Annotated in this window: 16 protein-coding genes and 1 pseudogene; 12 read left to right on the top strand and 5 right to left on the bottom strand. The window is 61.2% G+C overall.

The window, feature by feature from the left end; translation table 11 throughout:
* Positions 1-98 precede the first annotated feature (98 nt).
* Positions 99-1163 (bottom strand): annotated as a pseudogene (locus LMG28727_RS09935) (zinc-binding metallopeptidase family protein); the annotation flags it as partial.
* Positions 1164-1562: 399 nt separating this feature from the next.
* On the opposite strand from LMG28727_RS09935, the gene LMG28727_RS09930 reads away from it, so the two are divergent.
* Genes LMG28727_RS09930 through LMG28727_RS09920 form a run of 3 tightly spaced genes read left to right on the top strand, consistent with a single transcriptional unit; the run spans position 1563 to position 8667 of the window.
* Complete coding sequence (locus tag LMG28727_RS09930; protein WP_201642128.1) at positions 1563-5048, top strand: transglutaminase family protein; 3486 nt, start codon at positions 1563-1565, stop codon at positions 5046-5048.
* A gap of 29 nt (positions 5049-5077) precedes the next feature.
* A complete protein-coding gene (locus tag LMG28727_RS09925; RefSeq protein WP_201642127.1) occupies positions 5078-7780 on the top strand; it encodes a circularly permuted type 2 ATP-grasp protein in 2703 nt (900 codons plus the stop codon).
* A complete protein-coding gene (locus tag LMG28727_RS09920) occupies positions 7777-8667 on the top strand; it encodes a transglutaminase family protein (RefSeq protein WP_201642126.1) in 891 nt (296 codons plus the stop codon). Before LMG28727_RS09925 ends, LMG28727_RS09920 begins: the two co-directional genes overlap by 4 nt.
* 74 nt (positions 8668-8741) lie before the next feature.
* Here the strand turns inward: LMG28727_RS09920 and LMG28727_RS09915 are convergent, their stop codons facing one another.
* Entirely contained in the window at positions 8742-10367 is a 1626-nt protein-coding gene (locus tag LMG28727_RS09915; RefSeq protein ID WP_201642125.1) for a DUF2957 domain-containing protein, read from the bottom strand.
* A 651-nt stretch (positions 10368-11018) separates the two neighbouring features.
* Between LMG28727_RS09915 and LMG28727_RS09910 the strand changes: the two genes are divergently transcribed.
* The 6 genes from LMG28727_RS09910 to LMG28727_RS09885 all read left to right on the top strand — a co-directional run bounded on the left by LMG28727_RS09910 (position 11019) and on the right by LMG28727_RS09885 (position 16682).
* Positions 11019-11441: a MarR family winged helix-turn-helix transcriptional regulator gene (locus tag LMG28727_RS09910; RefSeq protein ID WP_201642124.1), complete on the top strand. Its 423-nt coding sequence runs from the start codon at positions 11019-11021 to the stop codon at positions 11439-11441.
* 81 nt (positions 11442-11522) lie between these two features.
* Entirely contained in the window at positions 11523-11945 is a 423-nt protein-coding gene (locus tag LMG28727_RS09905; RefSeq protein WP_201642123.1) for a MarR family winged helix-turn-helix transcriptional regulator, read from the top strand.
* Between the two features lie 90 nt (positions 11946-12035).
* Entirely contained in the window at positions 12036-13145 is a 1110-nt protein-coding gene (locus tag LMG28727_RS09900; protein ID WP_201642122.1) for an HlyD family secretion protein, read from the top strand.
* A 7-nt stretch (positions 13146-13152) separates the two neighbouring features.
* Positions 13153-14724: a DHA2 family efflux MFS transporter permease subunit gene (locus LMG28727_RS09895; protein ID WP_201642121.1), complete on the top strand. Its 1572-nt coding sequence runs from the start codon at positions 13153-13155 to the stop codon at positions 14722-14724.
* Positions 14725-14734: 10 nt separating this feature from the next.
* Positions 14735-16180 carry an efflux transporter outer membrane subunit gene (locus LMG28727_RS09890; protein ID WP_201642120.1) on the top strand — a complete coding sequence of 482 codons (1446 nt, stop codon included), beginning with the start codon at positions 14735-14737 and terminating at the stop codon, positions 16178-16180.
* Positions 16181-16274: 94 nt separating this feature from the next.
* Positions 16275-16682 (top strand): VOC family protein, encoded by a 408-nt coding sequence (locus tag LMG28727_RS09885; protein ID WP_201642119.1) that lies wholly within the window; start codon positions 16275-16277, stop codon positions 16680-16682.
* Between the two features lie 196 nt (positions 16683-16878).
* Here LMG28727_RS09885 and LMG28727_RS09880 read toward each other — a convergent pair whose 3' ends face one another.
* Positions 16879-17070, bottom strand: coding sequence for a hypothetical protein (locus LMG28727_RS09880; RefSeq protein WP_201642412.1), 192 nt, complete (start codon positions 17068-17070; stop codon positions 16879-16881).
* A gap of 369 nt (positions 17071-17439) precedes the next feature.
* Between LMG28727_RS09880 and LMG28727_RS09875 the strand changes: the two genes are divergently transcribed.
* The gene (locus LMG28727_RS09875) at positions 17440-17904 is read left to right on the top strand and encodes a response regulator (protein WP_201642118.1); all 465 of its coding nucleotides are present in this window, start codon (positions 17440-17442) and stop codon (positions 17902-17904) included.
* Positions 17905-17958: 54 nt separating this feature from the next.
* Here the strand turns inward: LMG28727_RS09875 and LMG28727_RS09870 are convergent, their stop codons facing one another.
* Entirely contained in the window at positions 17959-18984 is a 1026-nt protein-coding gene (locus LMG28727_RS09870; protein WP_201642386.1) for an aldo/keto reductase, read from the bottom strand.
* Between the two features lie 180 nt (positions 18985-19164).
* Positions 19165-20061 carry a LysR family transcriptional regulator gene (locus tag LMG28727_RS09865; RefSeq protein ID WP_201642117.1) on the bottom strand — a complete coding sequence of 299 codons (897 nt, stop codon included), beginning with the start codon at positions 20059-20061 and terminating at the stop codon, positions 19165-19167.
* Positions 20062-20266: 205 nt separating this feature from the next.
* Between LMG28727_RS09865 and LMG28727_RS09860 the strand changes: the two genes are divergently transcribed.
* The gene (locus LMG28727_RS09860) at positions 20267-21058 is read left to right on the top strand and encodes a carboxymuconolactone decarboxylase family protein (protein ID WP_201642116.1); all 792 of its coding nucleotides are present in this window, start codon (positions 20267-20269) and stop codon (positions 21056-21058) included.
* 227 nt (positions 21059-21285) lie between these two features.
* On the top strand, positions 21286-22563 hold the full coding sequence (locus tag LMG28727_RS09855) for a NupC/NupG family nucleoside CNT transporter (RefSeq protein WP_201642115.1): 1278 nt from the start codon (positions 21286-21288) through the stop codon (positions 22561-22563).
* The last annotated feature ends 6 nt before the right edge of the window (positions 22564-22569 follow it).

The following is a 22569-nucleotide window of genomic DNA, read 5'->3' as shown; positions in this document are numbered from 1 at the left end:
AAGGGCGCCGGCGAACCAGCCTGCGCAACGCCAGCTGCCTGTGCTGCATGGCCCGGCGGCGCCGTTTCCCCGGCCGGTGTCGCCGCCTCCCTCGGCCGCGATTTGTCGCCCGCCTCCGCAATCACGCGATGCACGAAACGCAGCTTGTCGACCACCGGCGCCGCTAGCGTAAACGGATACCCATCCGCCATCCCGAGACTGCGGTTCAGGCTGTTCAACGCATAGGTGAGCGGAAACCAGCGCTTCATCAAATTCTCGAAGCTGGCGTCTTCAACCGGCGTGCGATCCGTCAACGTCGGCTCGCTCGGATCGTCGGGCAGCAGCGCGACGCCATAGGACGTTGACGTATCCAGCACATCGACGATCAGCATGTAGTGCGCCCATGTTTCCGCCCAGTCTTCCCACGGATGCATCGTGGCATAGGCGCTGATAAACGACGACTGCCAGTCGGCGGGCGCGCCGTCGCGATAGTACGCATTTAGCGCCTCGCCATAGTCGACGCTCTCGTCGCCGAACAGCTTGCGGTACGGTTCGAGCCAGCGCGGATTGTTCTCCACCAGCTGGCTGAAGTAGTAGTGCCCGGTTTCATGCCGGAAATGACCGAGCAGCGTGCGATACGGCTCGCCCATCGCGGTGCGGACCTCCTCGCGGTGCGCATCGTCGGCTTCGGCGATATTGAGCGTGATCAGTCCGTTGTCGTGCCCGGTCATCACATGCGCGCCGTCGCCGCCGTCTTCGAGAAACTCAAAGGCAAGGCCATACTCCGGGTCCGTCTGACGCGATTTCACGTCGAGCCCGAGTTCTGCCAACGTGTAAAGCAGGCGACGCTTCGCCATTTCCAGCCGGTACCAGTACAGACGGTTGTCCGGCGCGCTCAGATTCGGAATCGTGCGGGTCAACTGACAGGCGCGGCATAGTGCGTCGGGCGAATCGGCAGGGATCATCCAGTTGCAAACGTTTTCAACGGCGTAGTTGTGACACTGGCGAAACAGCGCGCCATCGGCGGCGGGATGCAGGCTCCGCCAGTGTCCTTCGCCGGCGTCTTCGAACGCGCTGATTTCCGCGAGTTCGGGTACATAGCCGAGCAATGACTCACAGCGTTCGCAGCGGACGTTTTCATAGAAGACGAGGTGCGAGCAGTGATTGCAGTGGAAGGTTTTCATCGGTCGAGCCCGGGGTGGATGAGTGGCAGTCGTGAGCGAAAAGAACAGCGAGAACGAGACGGATGGGCCGCAATCTTCATGCCGCGTTTGCCAGACGTCACTGGTTTAACGCACATTACGTGCATGATCGTGCACGCGTGCTGCGCCGCTTTGGTGCGCGGCGTCGCGGCAGGCTCGCCGAGGCTTCGCCGCCGCTGCGCAAAAGGCTGGGAAAAGCCGCGTTATTCATTCGACCGGGCGTGCGTCGCATGCGGCACACTTCGCAACAGGCGGTGATTCCGGCAGATAACACCGGTTCACAGCAGTACCGGCAATTCAAGACAGTTCACGCGGTTTTTTTGATCAACGGCATGAAGCTTGCTTTTTGGCGGGCTGCCATCCTTCATCCAGGAGTCCGGTGTGTCCATACGCGTCGCGTTGCATCACGTCACACATTACCGCTACGACAGGCTGGTTGCGCTGTCGCCCCAGGTCGTGCGTCTCAGGCCTGCGCCGCATTGCCGTACTCCGATCCTCTCGTATTCGATGCGAGTCGAGCCGGCCGAACACTTTATCAACTGGCAACAGGACGCATTCGCCAACTACCAGGCACGATTGGTCTTTCCCGAGAAGACGCGCGAGTTCAAGGTCACCGTCGACCTGATCGCCGAAATGGCCGTCTACAACCCGTTCGACTTCTTTCTGGAACCGTCGGCCGAGCAATTCCCGTTCGAGTATTCGGAAGGGCTCGCCGTCGAGCTTGCGCCGTACCGCGTCAAGCGTCCAATGACGCCGCGCTTTGCCGAGTTCGTCGCGAGCATCGACCGGACCCCGATGGTGACCGCCGACTTCCTCGTCGCGCTGAACCAGCGGCTGCAGCGGGAAATCCGCTACCTGATCCGCATGGAGCCTGGCGTGCAGACGCCGGAGGAGACGCTGGTCAGCGCAGCGGGATCGTGCCGCGACTCGGGCTGGCTGCTGGTCGAGACACTGCGGCAACTGGGGTTGGCGGCGCGTTTCGTATCCGGTTATCTGCTGCAACTCGCGCCCGACGTCAAATCGATCGACGGCCCGAGCGGCACCGAAGTCGACTTCACCGACCTCCACGCGTGGTGCGAGGTGTATTTGCCGGGCGCGGGCTGGATCGGCCTCGATCCGACCTCCGGTCTGCTGGCGGGCGAAGGCCATATCCCGGTGGCGTGCACGCCGGAGCCGGGCAGCGCCGCGCCGATTTCCGGCGCGGTCGATGAATCCGAGGTCGAATTCGGCCATGAGATGTCGATCGAACGGGTTCTGGAGACGCCGCGCGTCACCCGGCCATACACGGAAGACGTGTGGGGCGACGTGCTGAAGATGGGCGCACAGGTCGATCAACAACTCGTCGACATGGACGTGCGCCTGACGATGGGTGGCGAGCCGACCTTCGTGTCGGTGCGCGACCGCGACGCCGCCGAGTGGAACACCGACGCACTCGGGCCGACCAAGCGCGGCTATGCAGTCGCGCTGATGGACAAGCTGCGCTCGCGCTACGGCGCGAACGGCTTCCTGCACATCGGCCAGGGCAAGTGGTATCCGGGCGAGCAATTGCCGCGCTGGGCGATGTCGCTGTACTGGCGCGCGGACGGCGAGCCGTGCTGGCACGACCCGTCGCTATTCGCCGACGAGCGCGAGCCTGGCCGCTACACGGCCGCCGACGCGCAACGCTTCCTCGCGCATCTGGCGGGCAAGCTGTCGCTGGAAACCGACACCATTCAGCCCGGCTACGAAGACACCTGGTACTACCTGTGGCGCGAGCGCCGTCTGCCGGTCAATGTCGATCCGTTCGACACGAAGCTCGACGACGAACTGGAGCGCCTGCGCCTGCGCCGCGTGTTCGACGCGGGCTTGAGCGGCGTGACGGGCTACGTGCTGCCGCTCGGACGCGAACGCGACATACCCGGCGAAGCGCCGACGTGGGTTAGCGGCCGCTGGTTCTTCCGCGACGAACGCATGTACCTGATTCCCGGCGATTCGCCGATGGGTTACCGCCTGCCGCTCGATTCGCTGCCGTGGGTGTCGAAGACTGACTACCCGTATCAGCATGCGCACGATCCGTTTGCGCCGCCGGTGCCGTTGCGCGCGGCTGCGCAACTGCGCCTGCAATACGACGGCACGGAAGCCGCCGGCCAGCGCCACGCGATCACGACGGACGACGCGCGCCGTGCCGCCGCATTGTCGCTGTCCGCGGGGGATCTGCTGAGCGGCATGCCGGGCAGCGGGGTGCTGGCTTATGCGCGGCAGCCGGGCGACCAGCCGCCGGCGCGCGGGGTGTCGTCGAAGGAAACGTTGCGCACGGCCATTTGCGTCGAAGCGCGCGACCCGAAGCGCGCGGCCGGTCCGAAGGCCGAAGAGAAGGCGTTCGGCAGCGGCCGCACGCTGTTGCACGTGTTTATGCCGCCGCTGACCGAACTCGACGATTACCTCGACCTGCTCGCCGCGATCGAAGCCACGGCCGCCGATCTGAAAATGCAGGTCGTGCTCGAAGGCTATCCGCCGCCACGCGACGCGCGTCTGAAAGTGTTGCAGGTGACGCCGGACCCGGGCGTGATCGAGGTGAACATTCATCCGGCCTCGAGCTGGGACCAACTGGTCGATCACACCGAGTATCTGTATCAGTCGGCGTCGGAAAGCTATCTGAGCAGCGAAAAGTTCATGACCGATGGTCGGCACACCGGCACGGGCGGTGGCAATCACTTCGTGCTCGGCGGCGCGACACCTGCCGACAGCCCGTTCCTGCGTCGCCCCGACTTGCTCGCGAGCCTGATTGCGTATTGGCACAATCACCCGTCGCTGTCGTATCTGTTTTCGGGGCTGTTCATCGGACCGACCAGCCAGGCGCCCCGGGTCGACGAAGCGCGCAACGACCAGGTGTATGAACTCGAAGTCGCGTTCCGCGAATTGCAACGGCAGATCGACCTGCTGGGCGGCCGCGACAGCGCGAACCTGCCGTCGTGGATGATCGACCGCTCGCTGCGCAACATCCTGATCGACGTGACGGGCAACACGCACCGCGCCGAGTTCTGTATCGACAAGCTGTATTCGCCCGATGGCCCGACCGGCCGTCTCGGTCTGCTCGAATTGCGCGGCTTCGAAATGCCGCCGCATGCACGTATGAGCCTCGTGCAGCAACTGCTGCTGCGCGCACTGGTCGCGCGCTTCTGGCACACGCCCTACACGCAGCGGCTCACGCGCTGGGGCACCGAGCTGCACGACCGCTTCCTGCTCGGCACCTTCGTAAAAATGGATTTCGACGATGTGCTCGGCGAACTGAACCGCGCCGGTTTCGCGTTCGACAGTAGCTGGTTCGCGCCACACTTCGAGTTCCGCTTCCCGCTGGTCGGCGAGACCACGGTGAACGGCGTGTCGCTGACCATCCGCAACGCGCTCGAACCCTGGCATGTGATGGGCGAGGAGGGCTCGCCGGGCGGCACGGTGCGTTATGTGGATTCGTCGGTGGAGCGGCTCGAAGTGCACGTGCTTGGGCTGAACGGGAACCGCCATGTGCTGACGGTCAATGGCGTGCCGGTGCCGTTGCAGCCGACCGGCCGCGTCAGCGAATATGTGGCGGGGGTGCGCTTCAGGGCGTGGGCGCAGCCGTCGGCGCTGCATCCCACGATCGGGGTGGACGCGCCGCTCACCTTTGACCTGGTTGACAATTGGACCGGCCGCTCGGTGGGCGGATGCCAGTATCATGTCGCACATCCGGGCGGGCGCAACTATGAGACCTTCCCGGTGAACGCCTATGAGGCGGAAAGCCGGCGGCGGGCGCGTTTCTTTGCGTCGGGCCATACGCCGGGGCCGCTCACGGTCGATGCGCCGCATCGCAGTCTCGAGTTTCCGTTCACGCTCGATCTGCGTTACTGGTGAAACCCACTTACTCCTAAAACGACACCATCTTGGCTTTTCAATCGACTTTTCCCTTCGAAACGTCCGCGGCCCGCGCGGACGCTTCGTCCCTGTTGCGCCTGTTGCCTGGCTACGAGGGACACTGGGACGAGTTGCGCGACGCGTCCGGCGCGCTGCGCGAACCCTGGCATCAGTTCTTCGAGCGGCTTGGCGAAGATGGCGTGGCCCGGCTCGACGCTCACGTCGCGTCGGTCGCGCAGCAGATCCGCGAAAACGACATCAGCTACAACGTCTACGCGGATAACGGCGAATCGCGTCCGTGGGCGCTCGACCTGCTGCCGTTTCTGATCAGCGAGGACGACTGGGCGCATATCGAGCAGGGCGTCACGCAGCGCGCGCATCTGCTCAATGCGATCGTCGCCGATATTTATGGGCCGCAGACCCTGCTCGAACGTGGGCAGTTGCCGCCCGCGCTGGTGTTCGGCCATCCGGGGTACTTGCGTTCGGTGAAGGGTTACACGCCGCCTGGCGGCCAGTATCTGCAAGTCGTTGCGGTCGACCTCGCGCGTACGCCGGGTGGCGACTGGACCGTCATGCAGCATCGCACCGAGGCACCGTCGGGGCTTGGGTATGCACTGGAAAACCGGCTGATCGTGTCGGGCCTGTTTGCCGATTCGTTCCGCTCGATGCGCGTGAGCCGTCTCGCACCGACCTATTCGCAATTGATCGCGACGCTCGCGCAAGCGGCCCAGGCCACGATGCGGCACGACGACAGCGACGAAGGCACGCGTGCAGATACGTCGGCACATATCGCGTTGCTGACGCCGGGGCCGTATAGCGAAACGTATTTCGAGCACGTGTTTCTGGCGCGTTATCTGGGTGTCACGCTGGTCGAGGGCAAGGACCTCACCGTGCGTGACGACAAGCTGTATCTGAAGACGCTGGCAGGACTGGAACGCGTGCACGTGGTGCTGCGCCGTCTGGACGATGCGTTCTGCGATCCGGTCGAATTGCGCGCCGATTCGAGCATCGGCGTGCCTGGCTTGTTGCAGGTGATGCGCGCGGGCAATGTGATCGTGTCGAACGTGCCGGGCTCGGGTTTCGTCGAATCGCCCGCGTTGCATGGATTCCTTCCGGGCATTGCCGAAACGTTGCTGGGTGAAGTTCTCGTGCTGCCGAGCGTCGCCACCTGGTGGTGCGGCGAAACGGCGGCGCGCGAGCACGCGTTCGCGCGACTGGATGAAGCGTTCATCGTGCCGACCTGGCCGGTCAGCGGGCGCGATGCGCCGCCGGGCATCGAACAGGGCAGGCAGAAGCTGGCGGCGTGGCGCGAGCGGATCGAAGCGATGCCCGACACCTACACGATCCAGCAGCCGCAGCGCTTTTCGTGTACGCCGCGTTATGAGGAGGGCACGGTCGGCCGTCGTCCGAGCGTGCTGCGCGTCTATGCGATTGCCGATGCCAACGGCGGCTGGCATGTCATGCCGGGCGGCTTCACGCGCATGGCGGCGGAACGCCAGACCACGGTATCGATGCAGTACGGCGGCAGTAGCGTCGACACGTGGGTGCTGTCGAGCCAGCCCACCTCGAACTTCACGCTGCTGCCTTCGCCGATGCAACCCGCCGACCTCGCGCGCAAGCATCGTACGGTGTCGAGTCGCGCAGCGGAAAATCTGTTCTGGGCGGGGCGCTATGGCGAACGCGCCGAAAACAACGTGCGTTTGTTGCGGCTGATTCTCGGCTCGCTGGAAGGCAATGACGCCGACGCGATGTTCCCGACGCTCGTCGAACTCGCGACGCAATGCGGGCTGGTGCAGTCCGGCGATATGTTTTCGCCGCATTCCCCGCAGACATTCGAACGCGCGCTGGTCGCGAACCTCAGCGAAAGCGCGGGGATGGCCAGCATCGGTCAGAATCTGAAAAGCCAGGCACGCGCGAATGGCGAAGTGCGCGGACGTCTGTCGAACGATCATTGGCGCACGATTCTCGCCGCACGGAATGACTTTCGCGATGCGATGCAGACGTTGATGCCGGTGGCTTCGGCGGCGGGCGGCGCGTCGCAGTCGCAGTCGCAGTCTCAATCGCAATCGCAAAGCAATGGCAGTAGTAACGGCAGCGGCAACGGCAGCGCGAATGGCCGTGCCGAACGTCACGACCGCTACGACCGCATCACGCTGGTGAACGCGCTCGAACACCTGTCGGTGCAGTTATCGGCGATCAGCGGCGCGCAAGGCGACCGCATGACGCGCGACGAAGCCTGGCGTTTGCTGTTCGTCGGGCGGCACATCGAGCGCGTGTCGTCGATGACCGCGTTTGTGCGCGTCGTCGCCGACAACGGCCAGCTTGCGACGCCCGCGGGCTTCGATCTGCTGCTGCAATTGTTCGATAGTACGCTGACGTATCGCTCGCTGTATCCGGGCCGTTTCGAAGTGCCAGCGTTGCTCGACTTGCTGGTGATCGAGCCGACCAATCCGCGTGGCATTTATGGCGTGTACGAGCGCTTGCGCAAGAAGCTCGACGAGATCGCCGTGGCGGCGGGCAGCGCGCGGCATCGTCCGTTCGCGGAATTGATGCCGCCGGCGGCGTCGTTGCCGTCGCTCGAATCGTTGTGCAGTGTCGACGAAGACGGCGCCTACGAGCGCCTGATCGGCGTGTGCGATCTGATCGGCGGGTTCGTCGGTGCGGCCGCGCATGAAATCAGCGCGCGCTATTTCAGTCACGCAAGCACGGTGGCGTCACAGGTATGGTCATGAAAAACGCGCCGGTCGTCCTGTCGGTCTCGCACCGCACCACTTACCGTTATTCCACCTATGTCGAGACCGCACAGCATCTCGCGACGATCCGCCCGATTGCGTGTTCGTGGCAACGCGTGGTCTCGCATACCGAGCGGATCGAGCCGGAGCCGTCGTATCTGAACAGCCGTATCGACGCATTCGGCAACGACGTGCTGTACTTTGCGCTCGATACGCCGCACGAGCGTCTGCAACTCGTCAGCGAAACCACCGTTGCACTGACGCCGCGCTGGAACGATCTCGATCCCGACGCGACACCCGGATGGGAAGAGGTGGCGGACGCATTACGCTTTCATGTCGGCGGCCAGTTTCGCGCCGAGGTGGAGTTCTGTTTTGCGTCGCCGAATATCGCGTTGCGCGCGTCGCTGCGAGACTACGCGTTGCCGAGCTTTCCGCCGGGGCAGCCGGTGGCCGCTGGCGCGATTGATCTGATGCACCGGATTCACGAAGACTTCGCGTATAAGCCATCGGCCACGATGTTCGATACACCAGCCGAACGCGCTTTCGAATTGAAGAGCGGCGTGTGCCAGGATTTCGCTCAGGTGATGATCGGCTGCTTACGTTCGCTGGGTTTGCCGGCGCGTTATGTGAGCGGCTATCTGCGCAACGATCCGCCGCCGGGGCAGCCGCGCTTGATTGGCGCAGATGCGTCGCACGCGTGGGTGTCGGTATATTGCCCCGAGAGCGGCTGGATCGACCTGGACCCAACCAACGACGTGCTCGCCGATGTCGATCATGTGACGCTCGCTATCGGACGCGATTACAGCGATGTATCGTTGCTGCGCGGAATGATTCTGGGCGGCGGCGCGCATCGTGTGGAAGTCGGGGTGACGGTGCTCGCACTTTGACGTTGGCCTGAGCAGCGAAAAAAGGCTCGCCGGATTGCTCCGGCGAGCCTTTCTGTTTTGCGCTGTCCAGGTGCTTACTCGACGAACGCGCCAATCGCGAGGAATGGATTGACCCGGTAGACGTTGCCCGGATCGTTGGTCAGGTAGGTCGGATTGATACCGTTCATCAGCAACCCGTACACCGGTCCCACCTTGATCATCACGCCGGTGTCGCCCGCCTTGTAGATCGACGTCGTGCCGGACGTCAGGTCCCGATTGGCGGTGACGTTGATGAGCCCCGGTTGCGTCTGCGTGTAGTCGAGCGACAGATTGCTCGCGACCGACGACGTGAACGGATTCAGCAATGCCGCCGTCGGATTCTGGAACAGCGTCGCGTTATAGTTCACGCCCGCATTGAACGACGCGCTGCCGTCGCTGCACGAACCCGCTGCCGCATAGACAAACTGCCCGTTGTCATAAATGGTCGATGGAGCTTGCCCGATCGTGGTCACCGCGCCGCACGCCGACGCGCTGTTGGCGCCGATGTAGCCGCCTGTCAGCGTGGTTTGATCGACGGTCGTCGCGGGCGCCAGCAGCGAGATGCCGAGTTGATCGTCGAGCGCGTTGTTCAGGATGCTCGCAATATCAGTACCGGGATCGGTATGAGCGTAGCCGACGCGGATCATCACCGGCACAAGCTGATTGTTCACCTTGCCGACAATCATGATGCCGTGAGCGAGGCTTGGCGCGAATAGAACCTGTTCGATGCCCACACCAGCAACCGGGTACCCGAGGGTTGGAGAGCTAGCCGGCGTATTGCTGATGAACACGTTATCCGGCGTGCCGTCGGCGTTGGTGCGCAACGTCCACGGCGTGCCGGTGAGTGCGCACGAATAGAGCGTGGAACTGGGCGTACAGGTACCGTCCGCGTTGAGTGTCTCGCTGGTTTGAATGGCGTTCGGCGCCCAACCGGTCAGGGTTATGCCGCCGTCCGTGCTTTGCGGGCCCGAGCCTTCCGGGTTCACCCGGAAGCCCACTTCGTTATAGGCACCGGCCACTTGCGAGAAATCGGTCACCGTCTCGCTGAAGCCGAGGAACGGATAGGAGTCGAAGGTTCGCGAAGGCACTACGCCAATCGGAAAGCCGAGCGAGTCGATACCGTCGAACTGGATCGTCGCTCCTGGAATTCCGCCGCCGACGATCCCCTGGCCGACGAACAGCATCGGCGGATCTTGCGGATTGATCGTCACGCTATAGCTGCCGTCGGCGGTCGCACCGTTTTTCAGCACGATCGCGCAGCGGTTCTGTTCGGCAGTCGGCAACGCGAGTGAGCCGGTGGGATTGTCGTAGTCGCCGGTGATCGTCAGGCCCGTGCGCGTGGTGTTGACCTGGCCCGCTGAGGTCGGCACGGCGGAGTCGACGAAGGTCATCTGGTACTGCTTCGTCGACGAGTCGAATTTCACCTTCACGTATTCGCCGCTGCCCGAACCACCGGTGTAGGTGGTGGAGTAGTCGAGCGTGTCGGGGCAGAGTTTGGCGGCAACCGCTGGTGTGCTGGGCGGCTGACCCTGGGGCGGGCAGGTGTTGCCCGAGCATTGCGGGACGTTGACGGCGGCCGGGTCGTCCGGCTTACCGCCGCCGCAAGCCGCCAGCAACGCAGTTAGCGCGAGCGCGCTGAGTACCGTCGAAGCGGATAATTCTCTTCGCAGTGTGAATCTCATTGTGTGTCTCCTCGATACTGTCTTTCGTTATTAATGCGCGCGGAATAGTTGGACCGCACGGGTGCCACTTTTTCTTTTTTCGCCACGTCTTTTGCTATGTCAATTGCGTGAGTTACCTGATGACGGTGCGCGTGTTGGCTGGCCAGCCGCGAAATAAGTAATTGGAAATGCTCACAGAAAGGCTGCACTGATATAAATAAGGGCTGACTGGCCATAGCGGACAGCCTTAACAGAGCCGATGCACAAGTGGGTATGGGCAATGCAACCGAATAAGGTTTTGTCAGGTAATCCAGTGGGAGATCAATACGGTTGATTCCACATCAATATGGACAATCGTATTGGCATATGCCCATTGCATTACGACTCCCGACGGCGCGACATGGAGCGACATTCACGTCTCCTTTTGATCTGTTTTTAATCTTTTAATGTTGGCGGCTGAACATTAAGCCGCTACTGCAAAATTGTACATAGTGGCATTAATCCAAACTCCGGCTGGACTTCGTTGCGCCTTGCCGTGGGGCTTACGGCGAAAATTCAAACGAACGTATGGATGAAGATCCGCACCTGGCCGCGTGTTGCAATGCGGGATAGGGCGGCTTCGAATTAAAAAGAAACTTGACGGTGTGCGTATGCACATCTAGACTTCTTCGAATGACACGCCCTCTCTCCTACGACGAATGCAACTGTTTCGCGCTACGCCAGGCGGCGCGGCACGTCACGCAAATCTACGAGCGTCATCTCGGCGCGGTGGGTCTGACAGCGGCGCAGTTCACGATTCTCGCCAAGCTCGCACGCACACCGAACCTGCCCATGGTGGACCTCGCCGACGCCATGGTGATGGAGCGCACCACGCTGGTCCGCGCAATGAAACCGTTGCAGCGCGACGGTCTGGTGTCGACTGAAGCGGCTGAACATGACGGTCGTACTTTCCTGTTCAGTCTGACGGAGAAGGGCGAAGCGACTTTCGACGAGGCCGCCATCGCATGGCGGGCAGCGCAGGACGAATTCGAACAGAAGTTCGGGCAAGGGCGCGCTAAAACGCTGCGCGCGGAGTTGTTCAGCATCACAGGTTAGTCAGTGTGCAAGGGCCCGTTTCGACGGGCTTTATTGTGCGCTGTCGTGTGCATACGCACTCACGAATCGGGAATCACGGCAATGGAAGGTCTTTTAGACGACGACTGCTTTGCGATCCGTCAGGCCGCCCGCTACGTATCGCAACTTTACGACCGGCATCTGGCGAATGTCGGGCTGACCATCACGCAGTTTTCGCTGCTCGGCCGGCTCCGGCGCACAGGTCCTATGACGATGAAACAGATGGCCGAAGCGATGCGGATGCAGCGCACCTCGCTGGTTCGCACGATTCAGCCGTTGCGCCGCAATGGCCTCGTATCGAGCGAAGCGCTCGGTGCAGATGGTCGCGCGCTTTCTATCGTCCTCACGGTAGCGGGCGAGGAGCGGCTAAAAGCAGGACGTATGCACTGGTATGCCGCGCAGGCCGAGTTCGAAAACCGTTTCGGCGAGGAGCGAGCGGCGGCATTGCGCGGCGAACTATTTGCGATCACGCGGGATTCGATCTGAAGCCGGATAACGCGAATAAAGAGTTAAAGAAGGTCGGCGCAGTGCGCCATTTTTTTCAACGCAACGAGTGCATACGCACATATCGATACCATGTCCACTACACCTTCGACTATTGCACCGCCCAATGCGGCGCAGACCGCCAAACCGGCACGGCGCATTCCGTGGATGCTGCTCTCGGTCGTCACGGTCCTGATCGTGCTGGCGCTGGCCGTGTCGTACTGGTTCTTCGTCGGCCGCTTCGTTGAAACGACCGACGACGCGTACGTCGGCGGCGATGTCACCGTGATGGCGCCAAAGGTGAACGGCTTTGTCACCGATGTACTCGTGCAGGACAACCAGTTCGTGCACGCGAACCAGGTGCTGATCCGGCTCGATGCACGCGATTACGACGCTCGCCTTGCGCAAGCCAGCGCGGAAGTGCAGAGCGCGCAGGCGGCGGTCACCGAGTTGCAGGCCAAAAAGTCGTTGCAGCTTGCGACGATTAACGAACAGGCGGCCGAGGTTCGCGCGTCGGGCGCCGAATTGACGCGCAGCGCCGCTGATCAGACGCGCTATCGCGAACTGGTGAAGGACGAAGCCGTATCGAGCCAGGTGGTCGAGCGAGCCGACGCCGATCTGACCAAAGCGCACGCGGCGGTAGATCGCAGCGCGGCGGGACTGCTCGCGGCACAGCGGCAGATTGCGGTGCTCGATGCGCAGATCGGCGACGCCGAGGCGCGTATCGCTACCGCGCAGGCCGCCCAGCGCGTCGCGGCACTGAATGTGGAATACACGACGATCCGCTCTCCAATAGACGGTTATGTTGGCAACCGCACCGCGCGTGTCGGGCTACTGGCGAATACCGGCGTCTCACTGCTGACGGTGGTTCCATCCAGCGGATTGTGGATCGACGCGAACTTCAAGGAAGACCAGTTGAAGAAGATGCGCGTCGGCGACGGCGTCGACGTCGATCTCGACGCATCGAGCCGGCAGATTCATGGTGTCGTGGAGAGCCTCGCTCCGGCAACCGGCGCCACCTTCAGCGTATTACCCGCTGAAAACGCGACCGGTAACTTCACGAAGATCGTGCAGCGCGTGCCGGTGCGAGTGCGTCTCGCGGTCCCGAAGGACATGCAAGGCGTGCTGCGGCCGGGCCTCTCGGCGACGGTGAAAGTCCATCTCGATTCCGGCGATGCTGGCAATTCGCCCGCGCACGGATAAGACGATCATGACCCAGATCCTCGACAATCCCGCCGACCAGCCCACGCGCACCAAAGTCTTCGCGTTTGCGCTGATGTGCGTCGGGTTTTTCATGGCGACGCTCGATATCCAGATCGTGGCGTCATCGCTCAGAGACATTGGCGGCGGTTTGTCTGCGAGTCAGGACGAACTCTCCTGGGTGCAGACGTCGTATCTGATTGCGGAAATCATCGTGATTCCGATGTCCGGGTGGCTCACTCGCGTGTTCTCCACGCGCTGGTTATTCACGTTTTCGGCACTCGGCTTCACGATCACGAGCATGCTGTGCGGTCTCGCATGGGACATCAATTCGATGATCCTGTTTCGCGGTTTGCAAGGCGCGCTCGGCGCCGCGATGATTCCGACGGTGTTCACGACAGCGTTTGTCCTGTTCCCTGGGAAACAGCGTTTGATTGCGTCGACCACGATCGGCGCACTGGCGTCACTGGCCCCCACGATCGGTCCTGTGATTGGTGGCTGGATTACCTCGCAATGGTCGTGGCATTGGCTGTTCTATCTGAACCTGGTGCCTGGCATTGCCGTCACGGTTCTGGTGCCGAAGTATGTCCATATCGACCGGGTCGATCTTTCGCTGCTTAAAAAAGGCGACTACCTCGGTATTCTGCTGATGTCCGGCTTTCTCGGCTGCCTTGAGTATGTGCTCGAAGAAGGGCCGCGCAAGAACTGGTTCGGCGACGACGTGATCGTTTTTTGCGCGTGGGTGTCGGCTGTCTGCGGGTTTCTTTTTTTCGTGCATGCGTTCACCGCGAAAGAGCCGATCGTCGATTTGCGCGCGCTGGCAGTCCGCAATTTCGGCATTGGCAGTTTGCTGTCGTTCATTACCGGGATCGGGATCTTCTGCACGGTGTTTCTGACGCCGGTGTTTCTGGCGCGTGTACGTGGCTTCGATTCGTTACAGATCGGCCTCGCATTGCTGTCGGTTGGCTGTTTTCAACTTCTGGCGTTGGCTGCGTATTCGATGCTGGCGCGCGTTGTCGATATGCGCCTGCTCATGGTGTTCGGACTCGCGCTATTCGGCATTGGCTGCTACCTGTATGTGCCATTGACGAGTCAATGGGGCTGGCAACAGTTGCTGATTCCCCAGGCATTGCGCGGCATCGGCCAACAGTTCTGTATTCCGCCCATTGTCACGATGGCGCTCGGCTCGTTGCCGCCGTCGAGGCTGCGTTCCGCAAGCGGTCTGTTCAATCTGATGCGAAATCTTGGCGGCGCGATTGGCATTGCGGTGAGTAGCACGATGCTCAACGATCGCTTGAATTTCCACTATGAACGTCTCGACGAGCATCTGAACGCCGGACGGCCGGTAGTCGAGTCGATTTTGCAAAAGCAGGCCGATTATCTCGCGTCGGTTGGCGGCAACGTGTTGAATGCGGCCAACGCAGGGCTCGGCGAATTGCATGCGGTACTGATGCGTGAAGCGCTTGTACTGACTTTCTCCGATGCCTTTCTCGCCGTAGCGCTTTGCTTCGTGGTGGGTTTGCTCAGTGTGTTGTTCTCCCGTCCATTCGGCAATACTGCACCGCCGCCCGAAGCTCATTGAGGAACCCGACATGAAGCCAATTCTGATGAAAGTACTGGCGAGCGCGGCGTTGCTGACGCTCGCGGCGTGCGCGGTGCAACCCGCCACGCACGCAGATCTGCCGCAAACGGTCAAGACCATTGTACCGGCAGCCTGGAATGTCGACGCGCCACAAGACAGCGTGAGCGCCAACACATGGTGGGAACAGTTCGGCGACCCGGTGATGCATCAACTGGTCGAATCGGTATTGACGGGCAATCTCGATGTGCAGGCGGCCGTTGAACGCGTCAAGCAGGCACAGGACCTGGTGACGCAGAATCGTTCGGCGCTGCTGCCGGAGCTGGACGCCAACGCGACTGCGTCGAATACGCGGCAGAACACGCCGCCGCCGCTCGGCTATGTGCGCCAGGCGGGTGTCGGCCTGACAGCAAGCTGGACGCCCGATGTATTCGGCGGCGAACGTCTTGCCGTTCTCGCGGCTCAGGCGCAAGTGTCGGGACGTGAGGCAGCCTTGAATCAGGTGCGGCTTGCGCTCGCAGCCAATACCGCGGCGGCGTATATCGATCTTCGCTGGGCCCAATCGCAATTGCAGATTCTCAGCGACAACGAACAGATTCGTGCCCGCGCGCTGAAACTCACGCAGGAGCGTCTGCATTACGGGTTGTCGACTCAACTCGACGTCGCGCGTGCGCAGAATCAGCTAGAAGATCTGCAATCGCAGATTCCGCGTATGCAATCGGCTGTGCAGCATCAATTGAGTCTGATTGCCGTGTATTCGGGGCGCACGCCGGAGAGCGTGGATAGCTTACTGCTCGCCAATGCTCGTGATATTCCGGTACCGGCGCAAAGCGCGCCGCAGACATTGCCGTCCGATGCGCTATTGCAGCGCCCCGATGTACGCACCGCCTATGCGACGGTCGAACAACGTGCGGCGGAAGTCGGCGTGTCCAAAGCCCAGCGCTATCCGCAATTCAAGATCAATCTCGCGGATGGCTTGCTTGCTTCGTCGTATCTCGGCATGCCGACGTTGACCGATAACCTCTTTAGCGCCGCATTGAACGCGGCGAGTCCGATCTTCAACGCCGGTCGCATCACCGCGAATATCGACGCGAGCGAAAGCCGCATGCGCGAGTCGCAACTCGGATTGCAGCAGACCATGTTGCAGGCGTTAAAGGAAATCGAGGACAACCGTAGCGATCTCGTGAGCGGTGGGGTCCAGGTGCAACGGCTGGGGGGCGCATTGGACGCATCGAATCATGCGCTGAAGTTGTCGACGGAACTGTACAAGAACGGTGCGTCCAGTTTCCTTGATGTTCTCGCTGCGCAAGAGGCGTTTTTGCGTGACTCGGAGTCACTGAACCAGGCGAAGCGCGAGCATGCGCTAGCGGCGGTCGCGTTGTATCGATCGCTCGGCGGCGGATGGGATGCGCCGGAAGCGGTGGCTTCGGCATCGACTGCTGATGGGCGCTTCCGATAGCAGCTGTTCAGTATCGCGACTGCAATGGAAGCCGAGTCTGATTACGCCGTGATAATGTGAGCACACATCGCTGCCTGCTCGGGAGAAGAACACGATGATTTCACATGTTTTCATCGGCGTGAACGATTTCGATCGCGCCTTTAAATTCTATTCGAACGTGATGAGCGCGCTCGGGCATAAGCTGAAGTTCTGCGAGCCCGATAGACCATGGGCAGGCTGGATGGCAGAGGGCGCGCCTCGTCCTCTGTTTCTTATTGGCAGGCCATACGATTGCAATGCGGCAGAACACGGGAACGGTCAAATGGTGGCGCTGCTGGCACCTGACCGGCGATCGGTTGACAGCACATACGCGAGCGCACTAGCTAACGAGGGTTCGTGCGAAGGGGCACCCGGTCTGCGAACCGAGTACCATCCCGATTATTACGGCGCGTATTTCCGTGATCCAGAAGGGAACAAGCTTTGCGTTTGCTGTCACGATGCTCGCATCGAATCAGTAACGTAATGGCCAGGTGCAACAACCGTCAACAACCGTTAGCCACCGTCGGCAGAAGTTCGACGCGCTAGCTGGCGACGCGGTGACAGTCAATATGACATGGACGGTGTTGCCGGCGGGCACACAGGCACTGCTTTCCGGCACAACTTGTCGATGAGCCGAATCCGTCCACATCATTCAGAACATAAGCGTCGCATTCGCGACATCAAGCCCTTTCCACTGCCGCTGAATAACGCCACTTGCCCGCGTTGGAATCAATGCGGGCATCGTTGACGCTTCGTTGTTCTGCTCTTACGCGATCGGCCTGGACCAGCGCCTGCGCCTGGGCTTGGCGCGAGAGTGCGAACTCGCTTGCTTTATCTGACGTGTGCGCAATGCCTTTTGTTGATGGTCGCATGATGTCTCCAGAAAAGGGATCACCGGGCGCGATCCATGCATGCACTGTATACCTATACAGTGGTATAGGCACGCGTTTTCCGTAGTGAAGTTTGAAACGGGTTAGGCGGTATGGGTTGTTCTGCAACAGCAGAGAGGAGCAGCGGGCCTGAGCGTGCAAATAAGATTGAACGGCGCGCTACAGGTATGCATACACATAACTCAGGCGACGCGGCAACAAACTCCTTGCGGCATCGGAGTTATCCGGCGACTATACGTACCAATCGCCCGAAGAGTCCCCTCTCTATTCCCCCGACGATCATTCCGGTCGCTGCACATATGACAACCGCAGCCGCAGGCCGAATCTATATCAGCTCACCGGAGCGCGACCGTGACAAGGCGAATATCCCTTGATGACGAGCATGAGTTTGCCTTCTGGAAAACCGATCGGGAGGCCGAAGCGACGGCTCCCCGGCGCGTTCTCGTCGCGCACAAGGACAAGGCGATTGGCGAATCGCTCTGTGTTCTGCTGTCCCTCAAAGGCTATGAAGCCGTGTATGCGCAAAATATTGCAGAGGGGCGCCGGTACCTGAAGTGTTGGGCGCCGCAAGCACTGCTGCTGGACACCAGACTGGACTCGGGGTCGGGGTACGACTTCGTGAGGGCAGTAAGAGCGGATGCCTCCTGCGCGAATCTGCTGATTCTCGCGATGAGCAACATCTGGCCGCTTGATTCGGTGACCGCGCTACGAAACGCCGGCTTCGACGGCCATTGTCGGCGACCGTGCTCGCTATGGCGAATCGCCGATCTGCTGGACGAACACTTTAGCGAGGCAACCGGACGCCGCCGTTTTTAGGGCCGGGCGTGCACAGTGCACATCTGCACCGCCCTGAACCACGACGGCCCTTCACTAGCCAGCAGGGCAACCGGTCACCCGTCTACCTTCGACCGGATAATTCGGATCCGTATAGCCCGGCGTCGACGCGTGACCCGCAGGCACCAGACTATCGACAAACTTTTCGTCGTCCGGTCCGAGTTGCAGTGTCAGCGCATCGATATAGCTGTCCCAATGCGCTTCTGTGCGTGGACCGGCAATAGCGGAACTCACGAGCTGGTTCTTCAACACCCAGGCGATAGCAAACGCGATCGAAGTCGTGCCGCGTTCAGCAGCGTGCGCCGCCACTTTCTGCGCAATGGCGAGCGATTCGGGACGCCACTCGGTCTGCTGAATGCGCTTGTCGCCGCGACCCGCACGTGAATCGGCGGGCGGGGCGCCGTCGAGCGCATATTTCCCGGTCAACACACCGCGTGCGAGCGGGCTGTAGGGCACTACACCAATGCCGTAATGTCCGGCAGCCGGCATCAGTTCGACCTCGGCAGTGCGATCAACCATGTTGTAAACCGGTTCGAGCGCAACGGGACGATCGATACCGAGTTGATCGGCGAGACGCACGACTTCCGCCACGCGCCAAGCGCGGAAATTGGACAGGCCGAAATAGCGCACCTTACCCTCGCGGATCAGATCGCCAATCGCACGTAAGCCTTCTTCCAGAGGCGCATCGTTGAGCGAGCGATGGAAGTAGAGAACGTCGATGTAATCGGTGCCCAGGCGCTTCAGGCTGGCGTCGACCGTCTGGCAAATCCATTTGCGCGACTGCCCCTGTTCGTTTGGACGAGCCGTAGCCGATGCGGGATAGCCAAACTTGGTTGCCACGACCCAGTCGTCGCGGCGCTGCGCAATCGCGCGGCCGACGATTTCTTCGGAGCGGCCAGCGTGATACACGTCGGCGGTGTCGACGAAGTTCACACCCTGATCGAACGCCTTGTCGATAATCCGGCGCGCGGTGGCTTCATCGGTTTCTCCGCCGAACATCATCGCGCCCAGGCAGAGGGGCGAAACCTTGAGGGCGCTTCGACCCAGATATCCGTAGTCCATCATGATCTCTCCATGCAGGGGCTGGCCTGCGGTTGCAGAGGCGCTGCCTGCTTGATAGAGGTAGCGCCCGTTCGTCGTTAGAAGGTAGATGATAGAGAGTCGGTATCTAGCGATAAAGCCCTTAAAACCGCAAGCCCTCATGAACTGGCTTCATGAATCGCATTTCAGGTTTCTGGCTCGTCATTGCGATGACAAACGGATTGCGTCGATCACCACCGTCATCGCTCGCGAGAATTCGCGGCGGGTTGCATAGCAGGCGTGCAAGCCTGGAAAGACCGGACACCATTCCTCCAGTACCTTGACGAGCCGCCCGGCTTCGACGTGTTCGTGGGCCAGATCGGCGGGAATATAAGCGAGCCCGTATCCCGACAGCGCAGCCGCCAGCATCTGGTAGGTCCCGTTGAACGCGAGTTGTCCATCGACGCGAACCTGCACCTCGCGGCTGCCCTTTTTGAGCTCCCATGGATAAAAGCCGCCCAACGTCGGCAAGCGCAGATTGATGCACTGATGCCCGGTCAGATCCTGAGGCTTCTTCGGCCGCGCATGTTTTGCCAGATATTGCGGCGCGCCGACAATCGCCATACGCATTTCCGGCGCGAGGCGTACCGCGATCATATCTTTGGCGACCTGATCGCCATGGCGAACGCCGATATCGTAGCGATCCGCGACGATATCGGAGAGGCCATAGTCGGTAGTGATCTCGACCTTGATATCCGGATAGTCGTGCAGGACCTTCGACAATCTGGGCCACAGCACCGTTTCGGTCGCATAGTCGGTCGCGGTAATGCGAATCGTGCCCGCGGGTTTGTCGCGGAACTCGGTGACGGCGGCCAGTTCCGCATCGATTTCTTCAAACCGCGGGGCGATGGTCTGAAGCAGGCGCTCGCCCGCCTCGGTCGGCGCGACGCTGCGCGTGGTCCGGGTCAGCAGTCTTAGCCCGAGACGGGTTTCGAGCGAGCGAATGGTATGGCTCAACGCCGATTGCGATACGCCGAGTTGCGCGGCGGCGCGCGTGAAACTGCGCTCACGCGCGACGGCGATGAGGGCCAGTAAATCGTTATAACTTTCGCGACGCATTAATGAGCCCACTTCATAGGTGTTTGCCGATTCTAGCGCCTAGTCGTACATGATCGGGTGCATTACATTGGGAGGGTCGCCCGACGTGCGGCGCAGTCAGGTCTGCAAGTCTGGCCGCCGTCGATAGGCACGTGCCTCCCACGCAACGACACAAGATGGCACGGTGAATTTCGATGACGTGCGAGCGCCGATCAGGAGCCGACCGATGAAATTACCCGCAGTAGCGATGCTGGCGCTCTCGCTCGGCATCGCCGCCTGTTCGCAGATCGAAAGGAAAACTGATATGGAAGGTCGCTCATCCTCCGTCAACTTAGCCGACGGCATGCATGCCGTTTCACCCGCTCTTGAGCGCTATACCACCGACGTCGTACTGGGTGATCTCTGGAAGCGACCACAACTCTCGGTGCGGGACCGAAGCGTCGTTACGCTGTCGGTATTGATCGCGCGCAATCAGAGCACGGAGTTGCCGTTCTACCTTGATCTCGCACTCGAAAGCGGTCTCAAGCCCAGCGAGATTTCAGAGATCATCACGCACCTCGCGTTCTACTCCGGTTGGGCCAATGCGACTGCGGCCGTGAAGGTAACGAACACCGTATTCGAAAAACGTGGCGTTACAGCGGCGCAGTTTCCGGCGGCGTCCGTTGAACTTCTTCCTCTCGACAAGGCGGCAGAGGCCCAGCGCGAGAGCACAGTGCAACACGACTTCGGTGCGGTCTCGCGGGGCGTCGTTCAGTTCACGCGAGACACGTTGTTCAACGACCTTTGGCTTCGGCCCGGCCTGGCCCCGCGAGACCGTAGTCTCGTGACGGTCAGCGCGCTGGTTGCCAGCGGTCAGGTCGCGCAACTGACCTACCACCTGAACCGGGCAATGGATAACGGATTGACCAAAGCACAGGCCTCGGAAGTCATGACGCAATTGGCGTTCTATACGGGTTGGCCGAATGTTTTTACTGCACTTCCGGTCGTTAAGGACGTGCTTGAAAAGCGGCCCGGTTGAACCGTTATCGTCGGGCGGATAGCGCAGCGCGGTGCCCGAAAGACGGCAAGTCCCACCGTTCAACCCACGCTGCGATAACTCAAACACCTCACCCACACATTCACTACGCATCAACCCTAAAAATTCCCCACTAACCAGAGGCAAAGTCTCGACATAAAGTTTTTTAATTCGCGCCGGTTTCGTTTAGCATCACTGCCACTCACACAAACAAGAAAAGATCACGAGACATGGCACTTATCGCGCGAAACCTTCTGGCTATAGTCGTATTGCTATTCATTGCTTATATCTTCTCCACTAATCGCCGGGCCATCCGCTTACGAACTGTAATCAGTGCGTTGCTTGCGCAAATTGGCATCGGTGCTTTTATTCTTTTCGTCCCGGTGGGCAAGACGATTCTTTCGGCCGCCGCGTCAGGCGTCAACCATGTTCTCGGCTATGGCAATGCCGGTATCGAGTTCCTGTTTGGCGGTCTCGTGCAGTCGAAAATGTTCGAGGTGTTCGGCGACGGCGGTTTCGTGTTTGCAGTGCGTGTGCTGCCGGTCATCATCTTCGTCACTGCGCTGATCTCCGTGCTGTACTACATCGGCATCATGCGCTGGGTCGTGATCGTGCTCGGCACGATATTCCAGAAGCTGCTCGGTGTATCGAAGCTCGAATCGTTTTCGGCGGTCACGACGATCTTCCTCGGTCAAAGCGAAATGCCCGCCGTGGTCAAGCCGTTTGCGCGCGACATGACCGGCGCGGAACTGTTCGCGGTGATGTCGAGCGGCATGGCGGCGGTCGCCGGTTCGGTGCTCGCCGGTTACGCGGGGCTCGGCGTGCCGATGCCGTATCTGCTTGCCGCGTCGTTCATGGCGGTGCCCGGTGGCTTGCTGTTTGCGAAGATCCTTCACCCGACCACCGAGCCGAGCCGTGTGCAACTGGAGAACCTCAGTTTCGACGAGAAGCGTCCCGCCAACGTGATCGAAGCCGCGAGTTCCGGCGCGACCGTCGGCCTGAAAATCGCGGTCATGGTCGGTGCGATGCTGATCGCGTTCGTCGGCCTGATTGCGTTGGTCAACGGCATCGTGGGCGGCATAGGCGGCTGGTTCGGCCATCCGCAACTGTCGATGCAATCGATCCTCGGCACCGTATTCGCGCCGCTTGCCTATCTGATCGGCGTACCGTGGAACGAAGCGGCGATTGCCGGCAACTTCCTCGGTCAGAAGATCATTCTCAACGAGTTCGTCGCGTATGCATCGTTGTCGCCGTATCTGAAAGATGCCGCGAGCGTGACGGCGGCGGGTCTGCAGGCGCTCGATCCGCGTACCATTGCTATCCTGTCGTTTGCGTTGTGCGGCTTTGCGAACTTTGCGTCGATCGCGGTGCTGACGGGCGGCTTTAGCGCCGTCGCGCCGGAACGCCGCGCCGAAGTCGCGCGCTACGGACTGCGTGTCGTGCTCGCCGCGACGCTCTCGAACCTGATGAGCGCCACGATTGCGGGCATGTTCCTGACGCTGAACTGAATCGAG

The sequence above is a fragment of the Paraburkholderia metrosideri genome (assembly GCF_904848625.1).
In the GTDB taxonomy this organism is placed as follows: Bacteria; Pseudomonadota; Gammaproteobacteria; order Burkholderiales; family Burkholderiaceae; genus Paraburkholderia; species Paraburkholderia metrosideri.
The sequence above is the reverse complement of the archived record's forward strand: the minus strand, read 5'-3'. Positions and strand labels throughout refer to the sequence as shown.

What these genes read in the sequence shown, in the direction of transcription:
- LMG28727_RS09920 (WP_201642126.1), top strand. Translation starts at nt 7,777, where the DNA reads ATGAAAAACGCGCCGGTCGTCCTGTCGGTCTCGCACCGCACCACTTAC.
- LMG28727_RS09915 (WP_201642125.1), bottom strand. Translation starts at nt 10,367, where the DNA reads ATGAGATTCACACTGCGAAGAGAATTATCCGCTTCGACGGTACTCAGC.
- LMG28727_RS09910 (WP_201642124.1), top strand. Translation starts at nt 11,019, where the DNA reads ATGACACGCCCTCTCTCCTACGACGAATGCAACTGTTTCGCGCTACGC.
- LMG28727_RS09905 (WP_201642123.1), top strand. Translation starts at nt 11,523, where the DNA reads ATGGAAGGTCTTTTAGACGACGACTGCTTTGCGATCCGTCAGGCCGCC.
- LMG28727_RS09900 (WP_201642122.1), top strand. Translation starts at nt 12,036, where the DNA reads ATGTCCACTACACCTTCGACTATTGCACCGCCCAATGCGGCGCAGACC.
- LMG28727_RS09895 (WP_201642121.1), top strand. Translation starts at nt 13,153, where the DNA reads ATGACCCAGATCCTCGACAATCCCGCCGACCAGCCCACGCGCACCAAA.
- LMG28727_RS09890 (WP_201642120.1), top strand. Translation starts at nt 14,735, where the DNA reads ATGAAGCCAATTCTGATGAAAGTACTGGCGAGCGCGGCGTTGCTGACG.
- LMG28727_RS09885 (WP_201642119.1), top strand. Translation starts at nt 16,275, where the DNA reads ATGATTTCACATGTTTTCATCGGCGTGAACGATTTCGATCGCGCCTTT.
- LMG28727_RS09880 (WP_201642412.1), bottom strand. Translation starts at nt 17,070, where the DNA reads ATGCGACCATCAACAAAAGGCATTGCGCACACGTCAGATAAAGCAAGC.
- LMG28727_RS09870 (WP_201642386.1), bottom strand. Translation starts at nt 18,984, where the DNA reads ATGGACTACGGATATCTGGGTCGAAGCGCCCTCAAGGTTTCGCCCCTC.
- LMG28727_RS09865 (WP_201642117.1), bottom strand. Translation starts at nt 20,061, where the DNA reads ATGCGTCGCGAAAGTTATAACGATTTACTGGCCCTCATCGCCGTCGCG.
- LMG28727_RS09860 (WP_201642116.1), top strand. Translation starts at nt 20,267, where the DNA reads ATGAAATTACCCGCAGTAGCGATGCTGGCGCTCTCGCTCGGCATCGCC.
- LMG28727_RS09855 (WP_201642115.1), top strand. Translation starts at nt 21,286, where the DNA reads ATGGCACTTATCGCGCGAAACCTTCTGGCTATAGTCGTATTGCTATTC.